General features: G+C 47.7%; 19 protein-coding genes, 1 other RNA gene and 1 other annotated feature. Of the genes, 10 read left to right on the top strand and 10 right to left on the bottom strand.

From position 1 onward, the window contains the following. The first annotated feature begins 220 nt into the window (after nucleotides 1–220). Together E4665_RS04170 and E4665_RS04165 are read left to right on the top strand one after the other, a co-directional pair. Nucleotides 221–1,558 carry an AAA family ATPase gene (locus tag E4665_RS04170; RefSeq protein ID WP_135347551.1) on the top strand — a complete coding sequence of 446 codons (1,338 nt, stop codon included), beginning with the start codon at nucleotides 221–223 and terminating at the stop codon, nucleotides 1,556–1,558. Nucleotides 1,559–1,742: 184 nt separating this feature from the next. After that, nucleotides 1,743–2,444 (top strand): RsfA family transcriptional regulator, encoded by a 702-nt coding sequence (locus tag E4665_RS04165; RefSeq protein ID WP_135347550.1) that lies wholly within the window; start codon nucleotides 1,743–1,745, stop codon nucleotides 2,442–2,444. A 79-nt stretch (nucleotides 2,445–2,523) separates the two neighbouring features. Here E4665_RS04165 and E4665_RS04160 read toward each other — a convergent pair whose 3' ends face one another. Genes E4665_RS04160 through E4665_RS04150 form a run of 3 tightly spaced genes read right to left on the bottom strand, consistent with a single transcriptional unit; the run spans nucleotide 2,524 to nucleotide 4,797 of the window. Further along, nucleotides 2,524–3,918 carry a type II secretion system protein gene (locus E4665_RS04160; protein WP_135347549.1) on the bottom strand — a complete coding sequence of 465 codons (1,395 nt, stop codon included), beginning with the start codon at nucleotides 3,916–3,918 and terminating at the stop codon, nucleotides 2,524–2,526. Further along, a complete protein-coding gene (locus tag E4665_RS04155; protein ID WP_241654676.1) occupies nucleotides 3,915–4,373 on the bottom strand; it encodes a prepilin-type N-terminal cleavage/methylation domain-containing protein in 459 nt (152 codons plus the stop codon). Before E4665_RS04155 ends, E4665_RS04160 begins: the two co-directional genes overlap by 4 nt. Before the next feature lie 16 nt (nucleotides 4,374–4,389). Next, nucleotides 4,390–4,797 carry a type IV pilus modification PilV family protein gene (locus E4665_RS04150; protein ID WP_241654659.1) on the bottom strand — a complete coding sequence of 136 codons (408 nt, stop codon included), beginning with the start codon at nucleotides 4,795–4,797 and terminating at the stop codon, nucleotides 4,390–4,392. 114 nt (nucleotides 4,798–4,911) lie between these two features. On the opposite strand from E4665_RS04150, the gene E4665_RS04145 reads away from it, so the two are divergent. The 8 genes from E4665_RS04145 to E4665_RS04110 are packed head-to-tail and all read left to right on the top strand — an operon-like array spanning nucleotide 4,912 to nucleotide 12,460. After that, nucleotides 4,912–6,576 (top strand): GspE/PulE family protein, encoded by a 1,665-nt coding sequence (locus tag E4665_RS04145; RefSeq protein ID WP_135347547.1) that lies wholly within the window; start codon nucleotides 4,912–4,914, stop codon nucleotides 6,574–6,576. A 36-nt stretch (nucleotides 6,577–6,612) separates the two neighbouring features. Continuing rightward, nucleotides 6,613–7,647, top strand: coding sequence for a type IV pilus twitching motility protein PilT (locus E4665_RS04140; RefSeq protein ID WP_135347546.1), 1,035 nt, complete (start codon nucleotides 6,613–6,615; stop codon nucleotides 7,645–7,647). A 7-nt stretch (nucleotides 7,648–7,654) separates the two neighbouring features. Then, on the top strand, nucleotides 7,655–8,863 hold the full coding sequence (locus E4665_RS04135) for a type II secretion system F family protein (RefSeq protein WP_135347545.1): 1,209 nt from the start codon (nucleotides 7,655–7,657) through the stop codon (nucleotides 8,861–8,863). Nucleotides 8,864–8,890: 27 nt separating this feature from the next. Next, the gene (locus E4665_RS18670) at nucleotides 8,891–9,358 is read left to right on the top strand and encodes a prepilin-type N-terminal cleavage/methylation domain-containing protein (protein ID WP_135347544.1); all 468 of its coding nucleotides are present in this window, start codon (nucleotides 8,891–8,893) and stop codon (nucleotides 9,356–9,358) included. Continuing rightward, nucleotides 9,358–10,125 (top strand): prepilin peptidase, encoded by a 768-nt coding sequence (locus tag E4665_RS04125; protein ID WP_135347543.1) that lies wholly within the window; start codon nucleotides 9,358–9,360, stop codon nucleotides 10,123–10,125. The genes E4665_RS18670 and E4665_RS04125 overlap by 1 nt, the downstream gene beginning before the upstream one ends. Before the next feature lie 18 nt (nucleotides 10,126–10,143). Continuing rightward, nucleotides 10,144–11,094, top strand: coding sequence for a type IV pilus biogenesis protein PilM (pilM, locus tag E4665_RS04120; RefSeq protein ID WP_135347542.1), 951 nt, complete (start codon nucleotides 10,144–10,146; stop codon nucleotides 11,092–11,094). Then, nucleotides 11,091–11,666: a hypothetical protein gene (locus E4665_RS04115; RefSeq protein ID WP_135347541.1), complete on the top strand. Its 576-nt coding sequence runs from the start codon at nucleotides 11,091–11,093 to the stop codon at nucleotides 11,664–11,666. Before pilM ends, E4665_RS04115 begins: the two co-directional genes overlap by 4 nt. A gap of 2 nt (nucleotides 11,667–11,668) precedes the next feature. Further along, the gene (locus E4665_RS04110; protein WP_135347540.1) at nucleotides 11,669–12,460 is read left to right on the top strand and encodes a hypothetical protein; all 792 of its coding nucleotides are present in this window, start codon (nucleotides 11,669–11,671) and stop codon (nucleotides 12,458–12,460) included. A gap of 76 nt (nucleotides 12,461–12,536) precedes the next feature. Here the strand turns inward: E4665_RS04110 and ssrS are convergent. The 7 genes from ssrS to recJ all read right to left on the bottom strand — a co-directional run bounded on the left by ssrS (nucleotide 12,537) and on the right by recJ (nucleotide 22,104). Next, a non-coding RNA gene (gene ssrS, locus E4665_RS04105) (6S RNA) lies at nucleotides 12,537–12,719 on the bottom strand. Between the two features lie 78 nt (nucleotides 12,720–12,797). Next, nucleotides 12,798–14,570, bottom strand: coding sequence for an aspartate--tRNA ligase (gene aspS / locus E4665_RS04100; protein WP_135347539.1), 1,773 nt, complete (start codon nucleotides 14,568–14,570; stop codon nucleotides 12,798–12,800). 2 nt (nucleotides 14,571–14,572) lie between these two features. Next, the gene (gene hisS, locus E4665_RS04095) at nucleotides 14,573–15,847 is read right to left on the bottom strand and encodes a histidine--tRNA ligase (protein WP_167815107.1); all 1,275 of its coding nucleotides are present in this window, start codon (nucleotides 15,845–15,847) and stop codon (nucleotides 14,573–14,575) included. A gap of 110 nt (nucleotides 15,848–15,957) precedes the next feature. Next, nucleotides 15,958–16,188 (bottom strand) — a binding site (T-box leader). A gap of 84 nt (nucleotides 16,189–16,272) precedes the next feature. Further along, the gene (gene dtd, locus E4665_RS04090; protein WP_135347537.1) at nucleotides 16,273–16,716 is read right to left on the bottom strand and encodes a D-aminoacyl-tRNA deacylase; all 444 of its coding nucleotides are present in this window, start codon (nucleotides 16,714–16,716) and stop codon (nucleotides 16,273–16,275) included. 19 nt (nucleotides 16,717–16,735) lie between these two features. Beyond that, nucleotides 16,736–18,904: a RelA/SpoT family protein gene (locus E4665_RS04085; RefSeq protein ID WP_135347536.1), complete on the bottom strand. Its 2,169-nt coding sequence runs from the start codon at nucleotides 18,902–18,904 to the stop codon at nucleotides 16,736–16,738. Between the two features lie 343 nt (nucleotides 18,905–19,247). Further along, nucleotides 19,248–19,760 carry an adenine phosphoribosyltransferase gene (locus E4665_RS04080; protein ID WP_135347535.1) on the bottom strand — a complete coding sequence of 171 codons (513 nt, stop codon included), beginning with the start codon at nucleotides 19,758–19,760 and terminating at the stop codon, nucleotides 19,248–19,250. Beyond that, nucleotides 19,750–22,104, bottom strand: coding sequence for a single-stranded-DNA-specific exonuclease RecJ (recJ, locus tag E4665_RS04075; RefSeq protein ID WP_241654658.1), 2,355 nt, complete (start codon nucleotides 22,102–22,104; stop codon nucleotides 19,750–19,752). The genes E4665_RS04080 and recJ overlap by 11 nt, the downstream gene beginning before the upstream one ends. Nucleotides 22,105–22,112 lie beyond the last annotated feature (8 nt).

Here is a 22,112-nt window from a genome sequence, read left to right as displayed (position 1 = left end):
TTAACAATTATTTATACGTTATGCCGTGTCGGGATTCCCGTTCGACGAGGCCCTTCTCTGCCTACCAGATTAGTCCTTAATCAAATCAGGAATCAAATCCGCCTGAGAATCTATGGTAAAATAAGAACAGACTACAAGTTATTATAGACGAAAAATACTGGGCATGCACGTTTTTAAATTTACAAAGCTGCTTACAGTACTTCACGAAAGGATGACAGGGATGGATCTCTTTGATTTTCCCTCTGATGATCCAGGCAATATCGGCGGACGCCCTCTCGCAGACCGGATGCGTCCTCAGACGCTGGACGAGTTTGTCGGCCAGGATCAGATTGTCGGCAAAGGCCGGCTGCTCAGGCGCGCCATTCAGGCGGACAAACTGACACCAATGATTTTCTTCGGCCCTCCCGGAACCGGGAAAACCACATTGGCTCATATCATCGCGAAATCAACGTCCGCCTATTTCGAACAGTTGAACGCTGTAACGGCGGGCGTGGGCGACCTGAGAAAAGTTATTGCCGGGGCAGAAGACCGTCTTAAATTCGATCAACAGAAAACAATCCTCTTTATTGATGAAATCCATCGATTCAATAAAAGTCAGCAGGACGCCCTGCTGCCATCCGTTGAAAAAGGGACCATTATTCTGATCGGCGCTACGACCGAAAGCCCGATGTTCGAAATCAATCCCGCCCTGCTTTCAAGATCGCGCCTTTTCCGATTTATCCCGCTGACTCAGGACAACATCAGAACGATCCTGGAAAATGCGCTGACCGATAAAAAGCGCGGATATGGCGACTATAAGATTCAGGCAGATGATGACGCGCTCGACCATCTCGTCCGTGTCGCAAACGGGGACAGCCGCACCGCCCTGCACGCGCTTGAACTGGCCGTTCTGACCACGGACCCGAACCGGGATGGAGTCATCCACATTGACCGGAGCGTAGCAGAAGAATCCATTCAGGAAAAAGTGCTTCAGTATGATAAAAAGGGAGACAACCATTATGACACGGTATCCGCTTTTATCAAAAGCATGAGAGGATCTGATCCCGATGCCACACTGTACTGGCTTGCCAAGATGATTGCTGCAGGCGAGGATCCGAAATTTATCGCCCGGCGTATTTTCATCCATGCCGCGGAAGATGTCGGGCTCGCCGACCCGAATGCCATCCTGGTCGCCAACGCCGCCGTCACGGCGGTCACTTTCATCGGGCTCCCCGAGGCCCGCATTCCGCTTGCTGAAGCCGCGCTTTATGTCGCCACAGCGCCTAAAAGCAATGCTGCTGTCGTTGGCATCGACCAGGCATTGTCGGCAGTCAAAAATGAAAAAACGGGAGAGGTCCCCATACATCTCCGCGACGCGCATTATAAGGGAGCAGAAAAACTCGGGCACGGAAAGGGTTACCTCTATCCGCATGACTTCGAAGGAGGCTATGTTCCTCAGGATTACCTGCCGGAGCATCTTCAGAACAAAAAATTCTATCATCCTTCCCCGCGCGGCTATGAGCGGACCGTACAGAAGAGGTTGGATTACTTTGCGCAACGCGATCAGGATAAGAAGTAATCCTTCCTCTTCTGCAAAAATCTTTTTCTCTCAAATTGAAAATAGAAAGTTGTGTATAAAAAAAATTATGGTTGTCTATCCTTCTTACATAGAGTTAAAAAATTCAATGATTTAAGGGAATAGCCGGAACCCGGCTTCACACGTTTCCTTTAAAGAAGTAAGAATGCAAGAAGGAGAGAATACCATGACAAAAGTGAGACAAGACGCCTGGTCGCACGAAGACGATCTGCTTCTGGCCGAAACAGTGCTGCGCCACATTCGTGAGGGAAGCACACAGCTGGACGCGTTCGAGGAAGTTGGCGACCGGTTGAACCGCACCGGTGCCGCCTGCGGTTTTCGATGGAACGCCATTGTCCGCAGAAAATATGAGCAGGCGATTGGTATTGCCAAGAAGCAGCGCAGGCAGAAAAAGCGGGACGAGCAGCGGACGCGTGTTATTCATCCTGCGTCCGCAGTTCCCTCAATGGAAACAGCTTATATGGAAGATCCCGCGGAATTCCGGCAGGATGAAACCGAGGAGACAGTTTCTCAGCAAACGGAAAATGTTCCTGTCAGTCCCGTCACTGACTCCGGGAAAATGGGCCTTTCAGAAGTCATTTCATACTTACAGACACTTCAACGAAATTCCGCAGCAGGAGATCGCCTGGAAAAAGAAAACAGCCATCTGAAAGCAGAAAACAGCCGTCTTCTTCAGAAAGTGGACACGCTTGAAAAAGAAGTTGGCAGCCTTCAGAACCGGCAGCAGACCGTTGAAGATGATTACCAAGCATTAATCGGCATTATGGACCGTGCGCGCCGGATGGTCGCCTTTCAGGATCAGGACAGCGCACAGGGTGCAACATTCAAAATGGATCAGAACGGCAATCTGGAGAAGATTGCGAAGTAAGATATTTCAGAACAATAAAAGCCAGTTCTCATAAATTATAATATGAGAGCTGGCTTTTGATTTAGTAAACTCTCCATTATCACTGGTAATTTGTATTAATCGTAGTTACGGTGACTGGATCAGAACCGCTATCATTTCCTCCTGATTGAATCGGACCAATAAGTATTTTCCCATTTCCGTTTGTACTTGGAGAAGCAGTGCCACCTGCCGTAACAACTCCATGAGTAAAATTAGCAATGGTACCTTTTCCCTTAGGAAAAAAATTACCCTGAACATAGACCGTTCTGTCAAAAGTAACTTGGCCACTATTGTTAAATGAGCCATTAACGAAAACGTACCCTTCGAATAAATCGTTTCCACTTGAATTGAAATCACTATTTATATATAAATTACCAACAAATGTTGCACTACCAGTTCCATTGAGTTGCCCACTGGTTTGCATGTGAACATTGCCTCCAAAATATACTGAGCCCGTGTTATGCAAATTTAAATTTCCGTTCATAATATAAACAGACCTATCAAAAGTTACTGACGCCCCATCGCTAATATTTAAATTTCCATTTATATATACATTATCCTTAAAATGATAATTTGCCGCTTGGCCTGCATTTATATCTCCATTAATTGCGACTGCTTTGTTAAAATCAACTGATTTAAATGTTCCACCCGTATTAATACTTCCACCTACATAAACCGGATCATTAAAAACTATACTATCCTCCGATGACTTCAGGTTGAGCTGAGAATTGAAGTTGACTGGGGTATCAAACTCACTTTGTACAACGTTACTTCCTTCCACGGTCGACGCACCATTGATTGGCTGATTTTGCGGGTAGGTCAGTGGCATATTAATAAATAGACCTTTTATTGATGTAAGATCAACTGTCTGATGTGTGGTATCATTAGTGCACAATTGACCGTTAATATAAGTCTGGCTCCCACTGCACCAAAGATCGCCAGCGTGAATTAAACTTCCACTCATATGAGGTAATGACAATCCCATGTATCCCGGCGGAGTATAATTGAATACTTTGTTTTGAGTGATTGTTCTCAGTACACCTTGAACCATTCCCGTGCTCTTTATCAAAAATTGAACCTCATTGTTTATGAAACTTTCATTTTCAATTATCACCTCGTATTGTGGATTATCCTGCATTGAATTAACCCCTTGATTTGAGTCCAGTGAAGTTGGCAAATCACTATCCAAAGTAGCTTTAAAAGTGTTAAATGAACTAGGGACATTATTATTCAAGCCCAAGAGTACTTCACTGATTTTCTGGTCATACGCTTTCAGCCCCATCTCAGCCGCATTAGTTGCCTGTACCTGATACGTGGACTGGTTTGTTTGCTGCGAATGGGCAAGTGAAACCCCAATGAGAGTGAGCCCAAGAACGGAAAAAACAGCGATGACCAGCAAGACAACGATGAGGGTTGACCCGTTTTCATTTCTACATATTTTTACAGTTCTGTTCATTGGCTTGTCCCGCTCCCGTCATCGTTCCATGGGTAATTGAGTGTCGTCTTAAGCTGAAAACTCAGATCACTGTTTCCTGCACTTTTTTTCGGTTGAATATCATAATCAATCGTAAGAATGTTTGATTGCTGATTCACTACTATAGAAGTTGGGGTACCGGAGTAAACAAACTGATCGCTCGATATGGTCTCCTCCTGGGATGAACCAACGTACTGAATTGCGACCTGCCCATTAATGTTTGATAAAGTAAACGGCTTCTGATTTTTATCATAGAACGCATCTGTCAATCGCTTCTGAACAAGATTGGCATCACTCTGCAGATCATTTTCAGTCATCGTATGGTCTGCCGATTTCTGCCCGGAAAGCCAGATGCTGAAAATCAGGACGAAACAAATAGTTGCGAGAGCCAGCACCGCAAGCAATTCCACTAACGTCACGCCTTTATTGTTATGCACCAATTCCCGGTACCTCTCATTCGCCATTTGTCGTATAATAGTTATAAAGTTCGACATACTTCGTTCCATAAAATGTTCTGACAACGACAGGCTGATTGCCATCTGTTGGTTTCAAAATAAAGACATATGTATCAAAAGATGTATCTCCGATTTTTTCATTGCCATCATATTTATAGTGATCAACATTTCCGGGCGAAGAGGGCGGCACAGGTTGTGAAGCAGCCGGTGCCGGAAGGCTGTCCCCGCTCAGTACATCGGATAAATGCCTCTGTGCCAGCTGCAACGCCGTTTGCCTCGTCCCATTGTCAGTGGTGGCACTCTGGCTTTGAATAAATACATAAGCAAATGTGAGGATCACAAGGCTCAGCAGCGCAATAGAAACGATTACTTCAATCAGTGTCATGCCAGCCTGTTTACGGTTCATAAGTCCTGATCCCTTCTTAACCCTTTCTATGTACATTGTCTATTTTATACGGAATAATCAGAGATTGAAAGACTCCTTTTTGACCCAAAGAAATTGACACGTTGGAGGTTCACTATGCAACAGCGAACGCACCGACGGCTTGGCGACCTGCTCGTGGAAGCCGGCCTGATCAATCTTGAACAACTGAATTCTACGCTCGAACAGAAAAGCTCGAAACAGAAACTGGGAAACGCTCTGATCGAACGCGGCTATATTTCGGAACAACAGCTGATCGATGTACTATCTGAACAACTGTCCATTCCACAGGTCCACCTTTCCAATATTGTGATCGATCAGAGTACCGCGAACCTTGTCGATCAGGATTTCGCGCGCAGGAACGAGCTGGTTCCTTACCGTAAAATCGATGGTATTCTGTATGTCGCCATGGCCAACCCGCTTGATTTTTTCGCGATTGACGACATTCAGATGATGACTGGTTTTCAAGCTAATGTTTCGCTTGCTCTTCCAAGCGAGATCACGGCCACAATCAACCGCCTGTACAATGAAGAAGACTCGGTTACTGAACTGATGACAACAATCAATGTCAGACCAACTGAAGAAACTCCCGCACTGGCGGCTGAAAACGATACACCGATCATCAAAATCATAAACAAAATACTCACGAGCGCCCTTGAAGATCGGGCGAGCGATATTCATATTGATCCTCGTGAACTCAGTGTTGTCGTCCGGTTCCGTATTGACGGAGCGCTGCGGACATTCCGTACTTTTCCAAAAGAAATGCTCAGCGTGCTCGTGACTCGTATCAAAGTCATGAGCCAGCTTGATATTACGGAAAAACGTCTGCCTCAGGACGGCCGGGTCAAGGTTGCCATTGGAAATCAGCGGATTGATCTCCGTGTGTCGACATTGCCCACCCTTTTTGGGGAACGAATTGTACTCAGACTTCTTAATACCAATGATCTGCTTCTGAAAATCCCGAATGTCGGTTTTACAAAGGAGCAGGAAACCGTTTTTACAAAAATGATCACTCGGCCTACCGGTCTTGTGCTGATTACAGGTCCGACGGGCTCCGGCAAAACATCTACTCTTTACGCGGCACTGAACCATCTGAACAGTGAAGATCAAAATATTATCACAATTGAAGATCCGGTCGAATATCAGATTGAAGGCATTAACCAGATCCAGACCAACGCTCCGGTCGGACTGACCTTCGCCGCCGGTCTTCGCGCAGTTCTGCGTCAGGATCCGAATATCATCATGGTCGGTGAAATCCGTGACTCAGAAACAGCTGAGATCGCAATCAGGGCGAGTCTCACAGGGCACCTAGTACTTTCTACCCTGCATACGAACGATGTCCCGACCACGATTTACCGCCTGATCGATATGGGAGTTGATCCTTTTCTCGTGGCTGCCTCACTCACGGGAGTGGTCGCCCAACGGCTGGTCCGGCGGGTTTGCCACGACTGCGCCCGTCCCTTTGAAGCCTCACCCATCGAACGGGGAATGTTTGCCAAAGCGGGAATGGCCTGCCCTGACGTTCTGATGAAAGGGATTGGCTGCAAGTCATGCCACAACACCGGGTATCTCGGACGAACCGCCGTCCATGAAATGATTGAAGTAACTGAAAACGTGTCGGAGAAGCTGATTAACCACCATTCATATCAGGATATTCAGAACCTTGTCCATAGCTCAGGCGGTCAAAGCATGCTTGAAAACGGGTTGGTCAAAGTTGCCGCCGGCGTGACGACCGTTGATGAACTGCTTAAAATTATCAGCTGAAAAAATAATGACGTATCGATAGGAAGGTCTGCCATCATGATCAATCTGTTAAAAGAATATCTGGAAATTGCCTGTGAGCGAAAAGCTTCTGATCTTCACATATCTGTCGGTATTCCGCCGACCATCCGTATCAATGGTGAACTTGTGGCACTTGACCGACCAGTGATCAGCCCCGAAGACTCGGACGCGATGGTCCGCGGTATATTGTCGGACGAGCAATTTTCCAAACTGGACAGCCAGGGAGAGCTGGACTTCTCCTACAGCATTCCAAAACTGTCCCGTTTCAGGGTCAACGCCTTTCGCCAGCGGTCGTGCTTCAGCCTGGCTTTCCGGGTCATTCCGCAGAACGTGCCGGATCTTGCGTCTCTGCAGCTTCCTGAAATTCTCGCGTCGCTCTGTCAGCGCCCCCATGGCCTGTTTCTTGTCACAGGCCCTACAGGCAGTGGAAAATCAACGACTCTGGCTGCACTGGTCGACGATATGAACAAAAGCATGAGACGCCATATCATCACCCTTGAGGATCCGATTGAATATCTTCACAAACATAATCAATGCATCATACAGCAGCGCGAAGTCGGAAATGATACCCACTCGTTTGCGCTCGGCCTTCGCGCCGCACTACGCGAGGATCCGGATGTGATTCTTGTCGGTGAAATGCGTGATCTTGAAACCATCCGCACCGCGCTGACTGCTGCCGAAACCGGTCACCTGGTGCTCGCCACGCTGCACACCAACGACGCGGTCTCGACTGTTGACCGGATCATTGATGTCTTCCCTGCCGAACAGCAGGGACAGATCCGGATCCAGCTCGCAGCCGAACTCGTGGCCGTCATTTCCCAGCGCCTTTTCCCAACTCCGGATTTTTCAGGCCGCCGGGTCGCGACAGAAGTGATGATCAATAACAAAGCGATCAGCCACTTGATCCGTGAGAAGAAGATTTATCAGATTCCGAGCGTGATCCAAGTGAACCGGGCCCAGGGCATGCAGACCATGGCATCTTGTATTCAAGATATGCTGGCGCGCCGTGAAATCACTGGTGAATCGGTCGAGACATTTCTTCTAAAGGGGTGAATAGAGCATGCCTTTATTTGATTACGTAGGAACCGATCAGACAGGCAGAGCAAAAAAAGGGCGCCTCACCGCCGAAAACAGACAAGGCGCACTTCTCAATGTTGCCAGGCAAGGGCTCACAATCCGATCGGTTCGGGAACACAATGACTCCATTTGGTACAAAGAGCTCTCCCTTGGATCAAGCGTAAAGCTTCAGACCAAGGTTGTTTTTCTGAGACAATTTGCGACGATTATCAAAGCCGGGGTTACGGTATCCGAAGCTCTTGAAATTCTCTCGGATCAGGAAGAGAAAAATAAATACTTCAAATCAGTCATTCAAAAAATGTCATCCGATCTGAAGGAAGGCCAGTCGCTCTCGCAGGCTTTTGAGAACCAGAGCAAAATCTTCAGTCCGATGATTGTACACATGATCCGCGCGGGGGAAGGAAGCGGGCGTCTTGAAGAAAGCCTCGATCATCTGGCTACCTATTATGAACGCCAGCACAAATCGAGGCAGAAATTGTCGACGGCGATGGTCTACCCGGTTTTCGTGCTTCTCATGTCGTTCGGTGTGATTATCTTTCTTCTGACATCGATCATTCCAATGTTCCGAACCATGTTTTCCGGGCTGCACACTCAGCTGCCGTTGATCACTCGGGTCATTCTGTCGATGAGTGATTGGCTGAGGGCCTTTTGGCCTGTGCTAATTGTTTTGTTAATCATTGCAATCGGGATTATATACGCTGCGATTAAAAATAAGTCTAGTAAATTAAGACTAGATTATGCTATAATCAGGTTGCCTTTAATAGGTCCACTGGTCTATAAAAGTGAACTTTCACGGCTGCTCTGGATGTTCGCTCTGCTGATCTCAAGTTCCGTACCGGTCATCGACGCGCTTCAGTCCGTCGAAAAGATTACATCCAACCTTGCCATCCGGCGGGCCATACATAACGTTGCAGAAGCCTTGGATTTCGGCAGACCGCTCTCCGAAGCATTCCAGCAGGAAAAAATTTTCCCGTCAATTGTTTATCACATGACGGCGATTGGTGAGAAAACCGGTATGCTAGATCAGATGCTGAACCACGTCGCAGGATATTACGAAAACGACGTCGAGCAGATCACCGAGCGGCTTAAGGCACTGATTGAACCAGCAATTATTCTTTTCCTGGCTGTCGTTGTCGGTTTTATTGTTCTGGCTGTGGTTATTCCAATGTTTCAGCTCTATCAGAATTTTTAAAAACAGATTTCCTGGGGAGGAAAAATCATGCTTAAAGTGCTTCGGGCAAAGTCAAAGAAAAATCAGAAGGGCTTCACGTTGATCGAACTGTTGGCTGTAATTGTTATCTTGGCTATTCTTGCAGCAATTGCGATTCCGAGTGTTATTTCGATTATTAATAGTCAGTCTAATAAAGCAAAAGTGCAAGATGCTTTAACAATTATAAATGGGGCAAAATTATTTGTTGCTGATCACAATATAAATGGAAATGGCCCAATTTATATTCAGAGTGGTCAAGCGGGCACTACCTCTAGTGGTACCGATACTTCAACTAATGATGGTTGGTCAAATTATGCGAAACGGTCCACTTCTGATCTTCCAAATGCTGTAGTCGTTTATAACAATGGAACTTACTCGATCACTGGTGATACAGAAATAAGTAGTATCTCTGGACTTTCAGGCGACAGTGCTACTGGCGGATATACAGAAAATACGTTAATCAATTTCAATAAATAATGGACTTTTTACTATCAAACGTTGCTAATTTCTACATTTTTCTGCTAGGCCTAGTCCTAGGTTCCTTCTACAATGTTGTTGGCCTTCGGGTTTCCGAAGGTCAATCTATTATCACGCCGCCATCGCACTGTCCGTCATGCGGGCGGCGTTTGACTATTCGCGATCTGGTGCCGGTTTTTTCCTACCTTTTTTTAAGGGGAAGATGCCGGACATGCCATGTGCGGATTTCGCCGATTTATCCGATTATTGAGGCGTCGACCGGGCTTTTGTTCCTATTCAGCTTTCTCCGTGCAACATCAATCGAAGAAATGCTGGCCGGATGGCTGCTGGTGTCACTACTGATGATCGTGCTAGTTACGGATCTGACAGAAATGATGATTCCGGATAAGATTCTCATCTGGTTCCTTGCGTTCTTCATCATTTTCCGGGGAATTTACCACCTCGTTCCTTGGTGGGATTCGCTCCTGGGTGCTGCTTCAGGATTTGCCCTTCTGGCGATTATTGCTCTTGTCAGCCAAGGCGGTATGGGCGGCGGAGATGTAAAGTTATTTGCTGTGATGGGGCTGCTTGTCGGCATGAAAATCGTTCTTCTCGGTTTCTTCTTCTCCACCCTGTTCGGAGCGATTATTGGGGTTGGCGGTTTACTGACGGGCCTGATCAGACGCAGGCAACCGGTCCCTTTCGTCCCATTTATTGTGCTGGGAATGCTGACTGCTTTTTTCTTTGGCGACCAACTGATTTCGCTCTATCTGAATCTTCTATTTTAACAGTGGGAATGATGTCATTTGCTTAATAAAGAACTGCACCTTTTTCAGAGCCATACGAATGTCGGACTCACGTTCTCCGACCACTCCATCCGAATGGTCCGTTTCAAGGGAAATGCCGATGACCTTTCCCACCTTCAGTTTTGGGAGGAATGGCTGAAACCGGGTATTGTCGAGAACGGACGTATCAAAGATGAGCAGACATTCTCCGACGTTTTGAAAACAATGGTACACGCACTTAAAGTACGGCACAGGAAAACTTTTTTTGCAATTCCCGACGCTCAGCTTGTGCTTCGCCAGTTCGATCTGCCCGGTATCCTTTCCGATCCTGATCTTCAAAACTATTTTTTTATCGAGATCGGCAATAAAATTCAATTGCCCTTTGAAGACGCGGTATTTGATTTCCATGTACTGGAACGCAGTGCCACCGGGACGAAGGTCCTTCTATTTGCCGCGCCAGAGACAATGGTGAGGAAGTATCGCAAGATTTTGGACGCAGCGGGGCTTGATCCGGTAAACGCCGAATTCAGCGCGCTCGGCATCGACCGTTGGGTTCAGCATTTTATTTCTGGTAAACCTGAGGACCATCGGATGTATGCTCAGCTCGAAAAAGAAACACTGAACGTCGCTGTGTTTCACGGGGACACACCTCTCTTTATCCGTCAGATCAGCCTCAAGGATGCTGAAAATATGCAGACAGAGGATTCATTGCTGCTGAACGCCGCCACAGAAGTAGAGCGCATGCTTAATTTCTACCAGTACAGCCTGCAGAAGGGCAGTTTCCAGGTTTCCGAAATTCAGCTTCTCGGAAGCCCAGATACGATGAATGAATTTAAAACTGTCCTTGGAGAAGTGGTTTCCGTACCTGTGAAACTTTTACAGATTGACCGTGAACGTGTACAGTGTCCTGATGACTTGGATGCCAGCTTTATACCCGCGATCGGCCTCGCCATGAAGGGGGTGACGGCGTGATTGACATCAACCTGCTGCCCTATGAACAAAAGGTTTCAAGAAAGATGATCTGGGTCGCCACCCTCTTTGGAGCCGCCTGTCTAGCCATCTTGCTGGCGCTTTGCATCTATGCCTGGCATCTCGACGGACAGCTGAGAAGCGTTCAGAAAGAAGAGAGCCAATGGCAGGCACAGGCATCAAAAAAAGTCGATCTGAAACTTCCTGCTTCAAGTACAAAACCCACCCCCGCCGACGCCGTGAGTCAACTCCTAGCGACACGTCTTTCTGTCTTTCATGCCTGGGCACTTGTGGATCGTCTTCTTCCCAGTGACGGAAGCGTCGCAACGATTAATTACAATAGCGACGGGAGCATGACCGTGCAGTGCAACGTGGGTACCTTTTCGGAGATTCAGCCGTTTGCGGATCAATTGAGGGAAAAGGGCTTCACAAACGTAGTCATGACACAGGCTAACAGAGTGGATCAAAACAACACTGCGGGATCGGCGTCCTTAACGGCAAGTAAGGGCTATCAGGTCACGCTGACCATGACGACCGGATTTATTCTTTCAACCGAACCGAAAGAGGCTCAGTAACGATGAACAGAACATTTTTTATCAGCTGTATATCCGTCATAATCGTCTGTTTTGGCTTCGGAATGTTCTATTTTTTTAAAATTGTGCCTGTTCAGCAGAGCATTGACGCTTCAAAGCAGAACATCCGGATCTATCAGGAAACAGTGGCCATCAACAAGAAAAAACTAGAACAGAAAAATAAAGCGCTGGCGGAGCGGAAACAGGAAATAGCAAGACAGGAAGCACTGGGACAGAATGTCAGCACATCCATCCTCCCCACCAGTCCGGACATCGAGCAGTTTTTTTCAACCGCTCATGAAAAAGCTGAATCTTTGGGAGTCACATTCGCTTCTCTTTCAGAGAATCAGACAAACGCTAGTGCTCAGGCGGCAAACAACAAGCAATCAAATACAAATAACACCACATCAAATCAAAAAAGCAGCAAGAACACAAAGCCGCTCGTTTCACTACTTGAATCGGATACCTACTCGCTCAATTTGACGGCGGATAACGAGTTGTCCCTTCTTAATTTTATCGATTATCTTGAATCACAGAAGCGCTTGCTGGTGATCAATCAGATGAGTTTTCAAATGAACAACGCGGCTGAGGTCCCGTCATCATCAGGAAGCAGCCCGGCTGCATCTTTGTCAGCGAGCGGCACTGTTTCAGCTTCATCAGCTACTCCAAGTACTGCTTCCAGTCAGACAAGCCAGGCAACCAGTTCACAGTCGTCCGGTTCTACAACTTCGGTGCAGCCGCAGCAGCCTCAATATACAGCAACCATCACTCTGACGCTCTATTCGGAGAAACACTGATTTTTCTCATACAAAATGAAAACCGGGATTAGGGGTTTAACCCTGATCCCGGTTTAACTTTTTTAATTAAGAAATAAGAAATCCCGAACGTGCCGTTGTGAAGCCGCAGCTTTGAAACCCGCTCGTGAGCAGGTGGGTGCCCTGTTCCACAGTATACGGGTCCCGGCGCGGGCATGCGTGACGAGTGAAAACAACGGACTCCCAAAAAGTATATGTTCGGTCAAAACATATCAGCGTTCGACTAACACTTCAGGACTCTCTTCAATTTCTGAATACATCATAGCATAGTTGAAAGCGCTTATCAAGCTATTGCCCCTGCCACATTCAGGAAGAATGATCATTTAAGGAGCGTAGCAACATCCAGATGCAGTTCTCCGAGCTGTGCTTCACTGACTTCACTTGGCGCATGCGTCAATAGATCCGACGCGCTGGCTGTCTTCGGGAAAGCAATGGTGTCCCTCAGGCTGGATCGTCCGGCGAGCAGCATCACGATTCTATCGATGCCGAGTGCCATGCCACCGTGCGGTGGAGTACCGTATTCAAACGCCTCCATCAGGAATCCAAACTGCTTCTCGGCACGTTCTTTTGTGAAGCCAAGCACTTTGAACATTTTTTCCTGCATTTCATGGTTGCAGATTCGTTCAGAGCCGCTGCCCAGTTCGAACCCGTTCAGCACCATGTCATAGGACTGGGCGCGGACGCTGCCCGGATCGCTCTCGATCTTATCCAGATCTTCGAGTACCGGCATAGTGAACGGGTGATGTTCGGCGACAAACCGGTGCTCCTCTTCACTGTAAGAGAGCAGCGGAAATTCCGTAACCCAGAGAAAATTGAAGGCTGATTTGTCGATGAGATTCAAAATTTTGCCGAGATGCAGACGCAATGCCCCAAGGCTGCTCTCGACAATTTTTTTATTATCAGCAACAAATAGCAAAAGATCTCCGGGCTCCGCGTTCGTCCTTTCAACAATTCGCGCAGTCAGCGCTTCGTCGAAGAACTTAGCAATCGGCCCCTTCATTCCGCCTTCTTCAACCTTCAGCCAGGCAAGACCCTTGGCTCCGTATGGCGACACAATGCCGCGCAGGTCTTCATCCACCTGCTTGCGTGAGAAGTGGGACGCTTTTCCTTTGACATTGATTGCCTTAACCTTGCCGCCTTTTTCCTGAACTTCTTTAAAAACCTTCAGCGTGCTGTCCGCGGCAATATCCGTCAGGTCAATCAGTGTCATGCCAAAACGTGTGTCCGGTTTATCGCTGCCATACAGATCCATCGCCTGCGCGTAGGTCAGCCGTTTGAATGGCCGCGGAATATCAATGCCTTTGACCTTCTTGACAAGATTGACGAGCATGTCTTCAATCATATCCTGGAACGGTTTGAGTTCAAAGAATGACATTTCAATGTCAACCTGAGTAAATTCAGGTTGGCGGTCTGCCCGCAGATCTTCGTCACGGAAGCAGCGCGCAATCTGATAATATTTCTCGATACCGGAAGCCATCAGCAGCTGTTTGAACAGCTGCGGCGACTGGGGCAGAGCATAGAATTCACCTGGATGGACACGGCTCGGCACGAGATAATCGCGTGCGCCTTCCGGAGTGCTCTTCGTCAGAATCGGGGTTTCAATATCGAGAAAATCTTTTTCATCAAGAAAGCTTCTGAGCGTGTGCGTTACCCTGTTGCGCATCTTGAACGTTTCAAGCATCTCAGGACGCCTGAGATCGAGATAGCGATATTTCAGACGGACATCCTCCGAAGCCTCGATTCCGTCTTCAATTGGAAACGGCGGCGTCTTGGACTTGTTCAACACGTTGATTTCGCTGATCATAATCTCAATATCGCCGGTTTTAATTTTCGGATTAACGGCTTCAGGATCGCGCTTTGACACTTGTCCGGTGACAGACAAGCAATATTCACTGCGTACCTTGTCAGCCGTATTCCATGCTTCCTGAGAGACTTCAGGATTAAATACGATCTGAACGAAACCTGAACGATCTCTGAGATCGATGAAAATAACTCCGCCGAGATCCCTTCTTTTCTGGACCCATCCGGCAAGTGTTACGGTTTTCCCTGCCAAATCCGCGGTTAACTCGCCGCAATTAGCATTCCGATACATACTTACACCCCACTGCTTATCTTTGATTTAATAAAGTCAGCCAATGAAACAAAAGCGACTTGTTCCTGTGTGCCGTCGGCCATATTTTTGAGTACGGCTTTCTGCTGCTCAAGTTCCTCATCACCGATCACAATAACAAATTTCGCATGATCCCTGTCTGCCTGCTTAAACTGGGCTTTGACCTTCCGATCCATGTAATCCTTATCAGCGCGAAGCCCCGCCTGACGCAGTTCATAAAGGATCACAGAAGCTTTCTTGCCAGCTTCATCCCCGATCGACGAAATAAAGCAGTCAAGCGCTCCCTCGCTCTGAAGTGAGATGTTTTCCACCTCAAGGGCCAGCAGCAACCGCTCGATGCTGAGCGCAAAACCGACACCTGGCGTTTCAGGGCCGCCTAATTCACTGACAAGGCCGTTATAGCGACCGCCGCCAGTCAGCGTCGTGATCGCGCCCTTACTGGATCCCATGATTTCAAAAGTTGTGTGATTATAGTAATCCAGACCTCTGACCAGTGTCGGGTCCAGTTCGTACGTAATGCCCATTTCATCAAGCATTTCCTTAACATGGCTGAAGTAGTCTCTGGCGGAATCCGTCAGGTAGTCAATGATCGACGGCGCCGTCTCCATCAGCGGATGGTTGTGATCCTTCTTGCAATCAAGGATGCGTAGCGGATTTTTTTCCAGCCTGTTCTGGCAATCCTCGCAAAATTCGCCAATCGACGGCTTGAAGTGGGCAATCAGCGCATTCCGGTGGGCTTCCCGGCTCTCAGGATCCCCCAGACTGTTCAGAACAAGTTTCAATTTCTTCAAACCCAGTGATTGGTAAAAAGTCATCGCCAGCGCGATCACTTCTGCGTCAATCGATGGATCTTGCGAACCTAGCGCCTCGATACCGAACTGGGTAAACTGGCGGGTTCTTCCGGACTGAGGCCGTTCATAACGGAACATCGGCCCGATGTAGTACACTTTCGCAGGCTGGTTGGGGAGCCCGTACAGTTTGTGCTCCACGAACGCGCGGACTACCGACGCTGTTCCTTCAGGCCTCAGCGTCAGACTGCGATCTCCTCTGTCTTTGAAATTGTACATTTCTTTCTGCACGATATCTGTTGTGTCGCCAACCCCTCTTTGAAACAAATCCGTTGATTCAAAAAGAGGGGTGCGGATCTCCTTATAGTTGAACAACGCACAGACTTTTCTTGCGGTCTCTTCAATTTTCTGCCAGACCGCCGATTCGTCCGGCAGGACATCATACGTTCCGCGTGGAATTTGAATAAGCAACCGTGTTTCCTCCTTCATCTGAGTTCTGTTTTCTCTTTATGTGATATTCAGAAAATCCGGTATATTGGGCCGGAAAATAAAAAGCCCCTGTCCGCCATAAAACATGACGAACAAGGGACGAATGAACATTCGCGGTGCCACCCTTGAATTGAAACTTCACCTGAAGTTTCCTCTCAATCCGGTTAACGCCCGGGGATCGGTTTTTCTTACTCACCATCTGGTTTTTAGAAAAACACCTTGGGAGTGTCCTCCTGCGGTCACCATGCCAGATACGCTCTCAGCCGCCGGCGTATCCTCTCTTTGGCAGTGAATCCACAGTCTTTCTCCGTCATTGGTTTGTCTTTATATAGTACGAATATTCTCAGAAAATGTCAAGATACAGATTATATTCTTGTTACAGTTAAAGCAACACTGGTTCACTCTATTTATTTTTTACTCTCAACAATAAGGGTCACCGGTCCGTCATTAATCAGGGAGACGTCCATCATCGCGCCGAATTTACCGGTTGCGACGCGTAGCCCCTGCCCCCTCAGTCTGTCATTGAACGCTTCATATAACGGCTCCGCCTGTTCCGGTCGCTCCGCCTCAATAAAGCTTGGCCGCCGCCCGTGAGTGGTGTCCCCATACAGTGTGAACTGGGAAACAGACAGAACCTCCCCGCCGACATCATGAACCGACAGATTCATTTTATCCGCTTCATCTTCAAAGATGCGCAGCGATCCGATTTTATCCGCAACATAATTGATATCTTCAGGATTGTCCCCTTTTTTTATTCCGACAAGAAGGAGCAATCCGTGATCAATGCTGCCGACGGTTTCCCCGTCGACTTCAACCGCTGCTTTTTTAACACGCTGCATAACGACCTTCACAGAATCAGCCCCTTGAAAATTATTGCATGACACGGCGGACCGAATAGATGTCCGGTATCCTCTTGATTTTTTCCACGACACGGTATAAATGATCAATATTCGTGATGGCAATTGTCATGCTGATGTTAGCGACCTTGTTTTTATCCGCGCGGCCCTTGACAGCGTTAATCGGTGTGTGTGTGTCAGAGACACACTGAAGAACTTCGTTGAGCAGGCCGTTCCGGTCAAATGCCGTGATTTCAATGTCAACGTTGTATTCTTTGGATTTCGACTCGCTGTTTTCCCATTCAACTTCCATCAGCCGCTGGTCCTCTTCATTCTTGATGTTCGGACAATCCTCACGGTGGATCGTTACGCCACGGCCACGGGTAATGTAACCGACAATCGGATCGCCCGGCACAGGATTGCAGCAGCGCGCCAGTCGGATCAGCAAATTATCCACACCTTTGACGCGGACCCCTAGCGACGTCTTGCGTTGACTCGTGCTTTTTGTTTCAGATATCTGTTTTACAACTTCTTCAGTCTCGGGCTCTTTAGGCTTCTTGTCGTCTTCCCTGAGACGGGTAACAACCTGCTTGACCGGAATCCCGTTATAACCGACGGCAGCGAACAGCTCATTCTCATGTGAAAAGTTATATTTTTTTACGACGTTGGCGATATTTTCTTCAGTCAGTGTATCTTTAAGGCTAAGCCCCTGATTTCTCAATTCCTTCTCGATCATTTCACGGCCCTTGGCCACATTTTCCTGCCGCTCCTGACGCTTGAACCATTGCCTGATCTTGTTCTTCACGGCTGAACTCTGGGCGATCTTCAGCCAGTCACGGCTCGGGCCATAGGAATGTTTTGAAGTCATGACTTCCACAATATCGCCGGTCTTAAGTTTATAGTCCAGTGGCACCATTTTTCCGTTGACCCGCGCACCGACTGTTTTATTTCCTATCTCGGTATGGATCCGGAAGGCAAAATCGATCGGGACGGAACCGACAGGAAGCTCGATGACATCTCCCTTTGGGGTGAAAACAAAAACGGTATCCGAAAACAGATCCATTTTCAGGGATTCCATAAATTCCTTAGCGTCATCAGTCTCGTTCTGATACTCCAGGATTTCACGGAACCATGTCAGCTTGTCTTCAAATTTATTATTGAGATTCCGTGCTTTTCCTTCTTTATAGGCCCAATGCGCCGCGATACCATATTCCGCGACATCATGCATCTCCTCCGTCCGGATCTGGACTTCAAGTGGATCGCCTTTAGGACCAATCACCGTCGTATGCAGCGACTGATACATATTCGTTTTCGGCATGGCGATATAATCTTTGAATCGTCCAGGCATCGGTTTCCAGTGTGTATGAATGATGCCCAGAATGGCATAACAGTCTTTAATGCTTTCCACAATAATCCGCACCGCGAAAAGATCATAGATCTCGTTAAATTGTTTATGCTGGTTCACCATTTTGCGATAGATGCTGTAGATATGTTTCGGCCGCCCCGAAATTTCGGCTTCAATGTGCACGGATTTGACGTACTTTTTCAGGTCTTCCACAACCTGAGAAATGTAGGCTTCCCGCTCTTCCCGCTTCTGCTTCATCAGGTTGACAATTTTATAATATTGCTGCGGCTTAAGATAGCGCAGTGAAATATCTTCAAGTTCCCATTTAATAGCGGAAATTCCGAGCCGGTTGGCCAGCGGAGCGAATATTTCGAGGGTTTCATTGGCTTTCTGAATCTGTTTTTCCGGTGCCATGAATTTGAGAGTGCGCATATTGTGAAGACGGTCAGCTAGCTTGACAATCACGCATCGGAGGTCGCGCGCCATCGCGACAAACATTTTCCGATGGTTTTCGGCCTGCTGGTCTTCCTTGGATGTATATTCGAAATGCCTCAGCTTCGTGACGCCGTCGACCAGAATCGCGACGTTATCTCCGAATTCCTTTCTGATGTCTTCCAGAGTGATCGGAGTATCCTCGACGACATCGTGCAGGAAACCGCTGATAATCGTGGTCACATCCATTTTAAGATCGACCAGGATCCCTGCCACTTCAACCGGATGGTTGATATAAGGCTCGCCGGATTTACGCATCTGCCCTTCATGTGCCTTGCGCGCAAATTCATAGGCTTGTTTTATGAGTTCAATATCTTTTTGTTCGAGATATGTGGATGCTTTCTGAATCAGTTCGTCCATTGTCATATTATTATCACCTGTGAAGCCTTCGTTGGATAAGTAGATTATGATCATTATCTGAGAAATTCAGATTAATGTAAAGTTTTTAATTTCAGTTTTCCCTTTATCGGACATGCGATAAACATCAACACAGAAATAAGGTTAAGAAAACCGGGCAAGCCCGGTCCCTAATCATTAATCCTGTATTATTGAGGTGTTGGATCAACGCTTCGGCTCTTCGCTTGCCGAGGGCGTCTCGCACCTCCGCTTTGAATCTCAACCAAGGCCCTGTTTTATTGGCCAGATTTTTACTTCCTTATCTTTTTGAAAAAGGAGTGCCCGCGCTCAGGCACTCCCCTCATCTTCTTCATCAGTAATCAATCAATGAAAACACATCATAGTCTTTCAACAGTTTTTCCCCGTCCAGTTCCTTCAATTCAATCAGAAAAGCAACCCCAACAACAATACCTCCCAGGCTTTTGACCAGTCGGATCGTCGCGTCAATGGTTCCCCCGGTTGCCAGCAGATCGTCGGTAACCAGCACACGCTGCCCTGGTTTGATCGAATCTTTATGAATACATAGTTCATCAACACCGTATTCTTTTTCGTAGGAAACGGTGACGACTTCGCGAGGCAGTTTCCCCGGTTTTCTGACAGGAACAAAGCCAACCCCCAGAGAATATGCCAGAGGCCCTCCGATCACAAATCCGCGTGCTTCCGGCCCGACAACCACTTCCGCATTTTTGCTTCTGGCAAATTCGGCCATCTCGTCAATTGCAGCACGATAAACAGGTCCGACCTGCAGCAATGACGTAATATCCCTGAAGTTAATTCCTTTCGTTGGAAAATCCATGACAGAGTCAATGTACTTTTTATAATCCATTTATTTTCCCCTCCGGCTCGATTGCCTGTTCCCTGCTTTTCTTCATTTCTATAAACCACGACTTCAGAGTCGAAATCGATGAGTAGCAAAAAAAGTCTTCCAGTTCCAGTTGATTTTTTTCTTTTCTGTAAGTGTCCGAATCGGTCAGCGGCGCCTTTGACGGCACTGGGTTCACTGTCAAGACACCATCTTCTATTTTAACAAACCCCAATTCAAAAAACACCTTTGTCATAAAAAAAACCGTCCGCTGTGACCAGCCTTTGAATCTGGCAATCTCCCCGGCCATTTGATCAAGTTTAAATGAGTGTTCCCGCTTAATCAGCGCGTAATACCAGATAAAATGCTTCCGTGTTGGGAAAGCAGAGAAATAGTGATCGGAGTCATGGGCAAAAACGACATAAAAACGATTGACAAGGGGATTGCTCCTGATTAATTCAGACAGTTGTTCCTTTCTGTCCGGAAGATCCAGGAGAATAAGGGCAGGTTTGCCGAACGTCATTCCCGAATGGTACAGAACAGCAGTATCGTCCGCCGCATAACGCCGGGCAGTTTCTGAATGAAAAGCGAGAACAGATGATGATTCAGTCGGCAAGCCATTCAATTTCTCACGCAGTTCACGTTCGGCGCGCCAGTCAAAAACTTGAGGTCCGTCAACCCGCACATCTTCGATCAGAAACTGTGGTTTTCTGAATCCATTCCACTCATTAATCTGGCATTCGCCGATCACACTGATCGGATCGTTAATTGAGATGCGGTCTGCCGCTTTGCCGAGCCTAAATCCGATACCGTCCAATTCACCGTCCGTACCTATAAACGAAACCTTCAGGTGGGCCTTATCGCGGCCGATCGAGTTAATCTTGGCCAACCTGACCTGACGCATCTGAAAAACGGGACGCGGGTTATCCGTACCAAATGGGGCGAGCATGGCCAACTGATCAACTTGTTCCGCCGTAACCTGATCCGGCTGGCATTCACCATCAACCGAAAGCCCGTGAATCATCATCTCATCAGTGATCACACGTGCCGCATTCTGAACAAAATCATCTCTGAAAGCGTCTATACTATCTGCGCGTAGAGACAGTCCCGCCGCCATCTGGTGGCCTCCAAACTGAATCAGATGCCCTGCGCTCTCTGTTAGCCCCTGATAGAGGTTGAATCCGTTAATACTTCGTCCCGAACCCTTCGCCACACCTTTTTCTTCATCAATGCTCAGTAGGATAACCGGCCGGTAATATTTTTCAACAATGCGTGACGCCGCAATGCCGATGACACCCTGGTGCCAGCCGTTTCCAGCCAGGACAAGCGCCCTATCACCCCTCCGAATGTATTCCGCAGCTATGGCATCTGCTTCTTCTGAGACCTGGTCGACCATCTTTTTTCTTTTCTGGTTTAAAGACTCCAACTGATCGGCAAGGTCAGCAGATTCTGCGGCATCATCGGACAGGAGCAAGCGAATGGCCGGAACCGCGTCGGTCAATCTTCCCGCTGCATTGAGTCTCGGTGCCATCTGAAAACCAACAACCTCGCTGTCCACCGGACCCGGATGCCCAGCTTTAGCTTTTAGTGCATCGATTCCGGGAAGAGATCCCACACTAATTTTCTCAAGTCCGGAATAAGCGATCAGGCGATTCTCATTTCTGAGAGGGACCAGATCGGCGATTGTCCCGATCGCGGCCAAAGCGAGCCAATCTTCATCGAACTGATCCTCGTCACACAGATTTTGGACTAATTTCAGTGCGACCCCCGCACCCGAAAGCCCTTTAAACGGATAGTCGCATCCGCGCTGTTTGGGATTCAGAATCGCATATGCATCGGGGAGAGATTCAGGAGGCTCGTGATGATCCGTGATAATGTAATCAATACCCAGAGATTTTGCTTTCTCGGCGGCTTCAAAAGCCGCAATACCTGAGTCCACAGTAACAATGAGGCCAATACCATCTTCCTGTGCTTTTTCCACGGCGGCTGCGTTCGGACCATATCCATCTTTGAAACGATTAGGAATGTAGTAGGAGACGTCCGCCCCGATCTTTTTAAGTGCCCGGAACAGCAGCGCTGTGGACGTCACCCCGTCCGCGTCATAATCACCGAAAATCCGGATTGGCTGATTATCAGAGACAGCTTGTTTCACTCGATCTGACACCTTTTTCATTCCAAGCATACTCATCGGTTTATGAAAAGAAACTTTGCCAGGGTGCAGAAAAAGATCCGCGTCCCCCGGATCTTCAATGCCGCGCAGAACCAGAAGCTTTGCGGTCATCTCTGAAATTTTCATTCTTTCCGAGAGTTCACGGACTTTATTTTCATCAGCTTTTTTTATGATCCATTGATAGTTTGATTCCAGCACCCGTCCCT

Source organism: Sporolactobacillus shoreae (genome assembly GCF_004684935.1).
Classification (GTDB): Bacteria; Bacillota; Bacilli; order Bacillales; family Sporolactobacillaceae; genus Sporolactobacillus; species Sporolactobacillus shoreae.
Note: the sequence above shows the minus strand (reverse complement) of the source record. Positions and strands in the feature narration are given on the sequence as shown.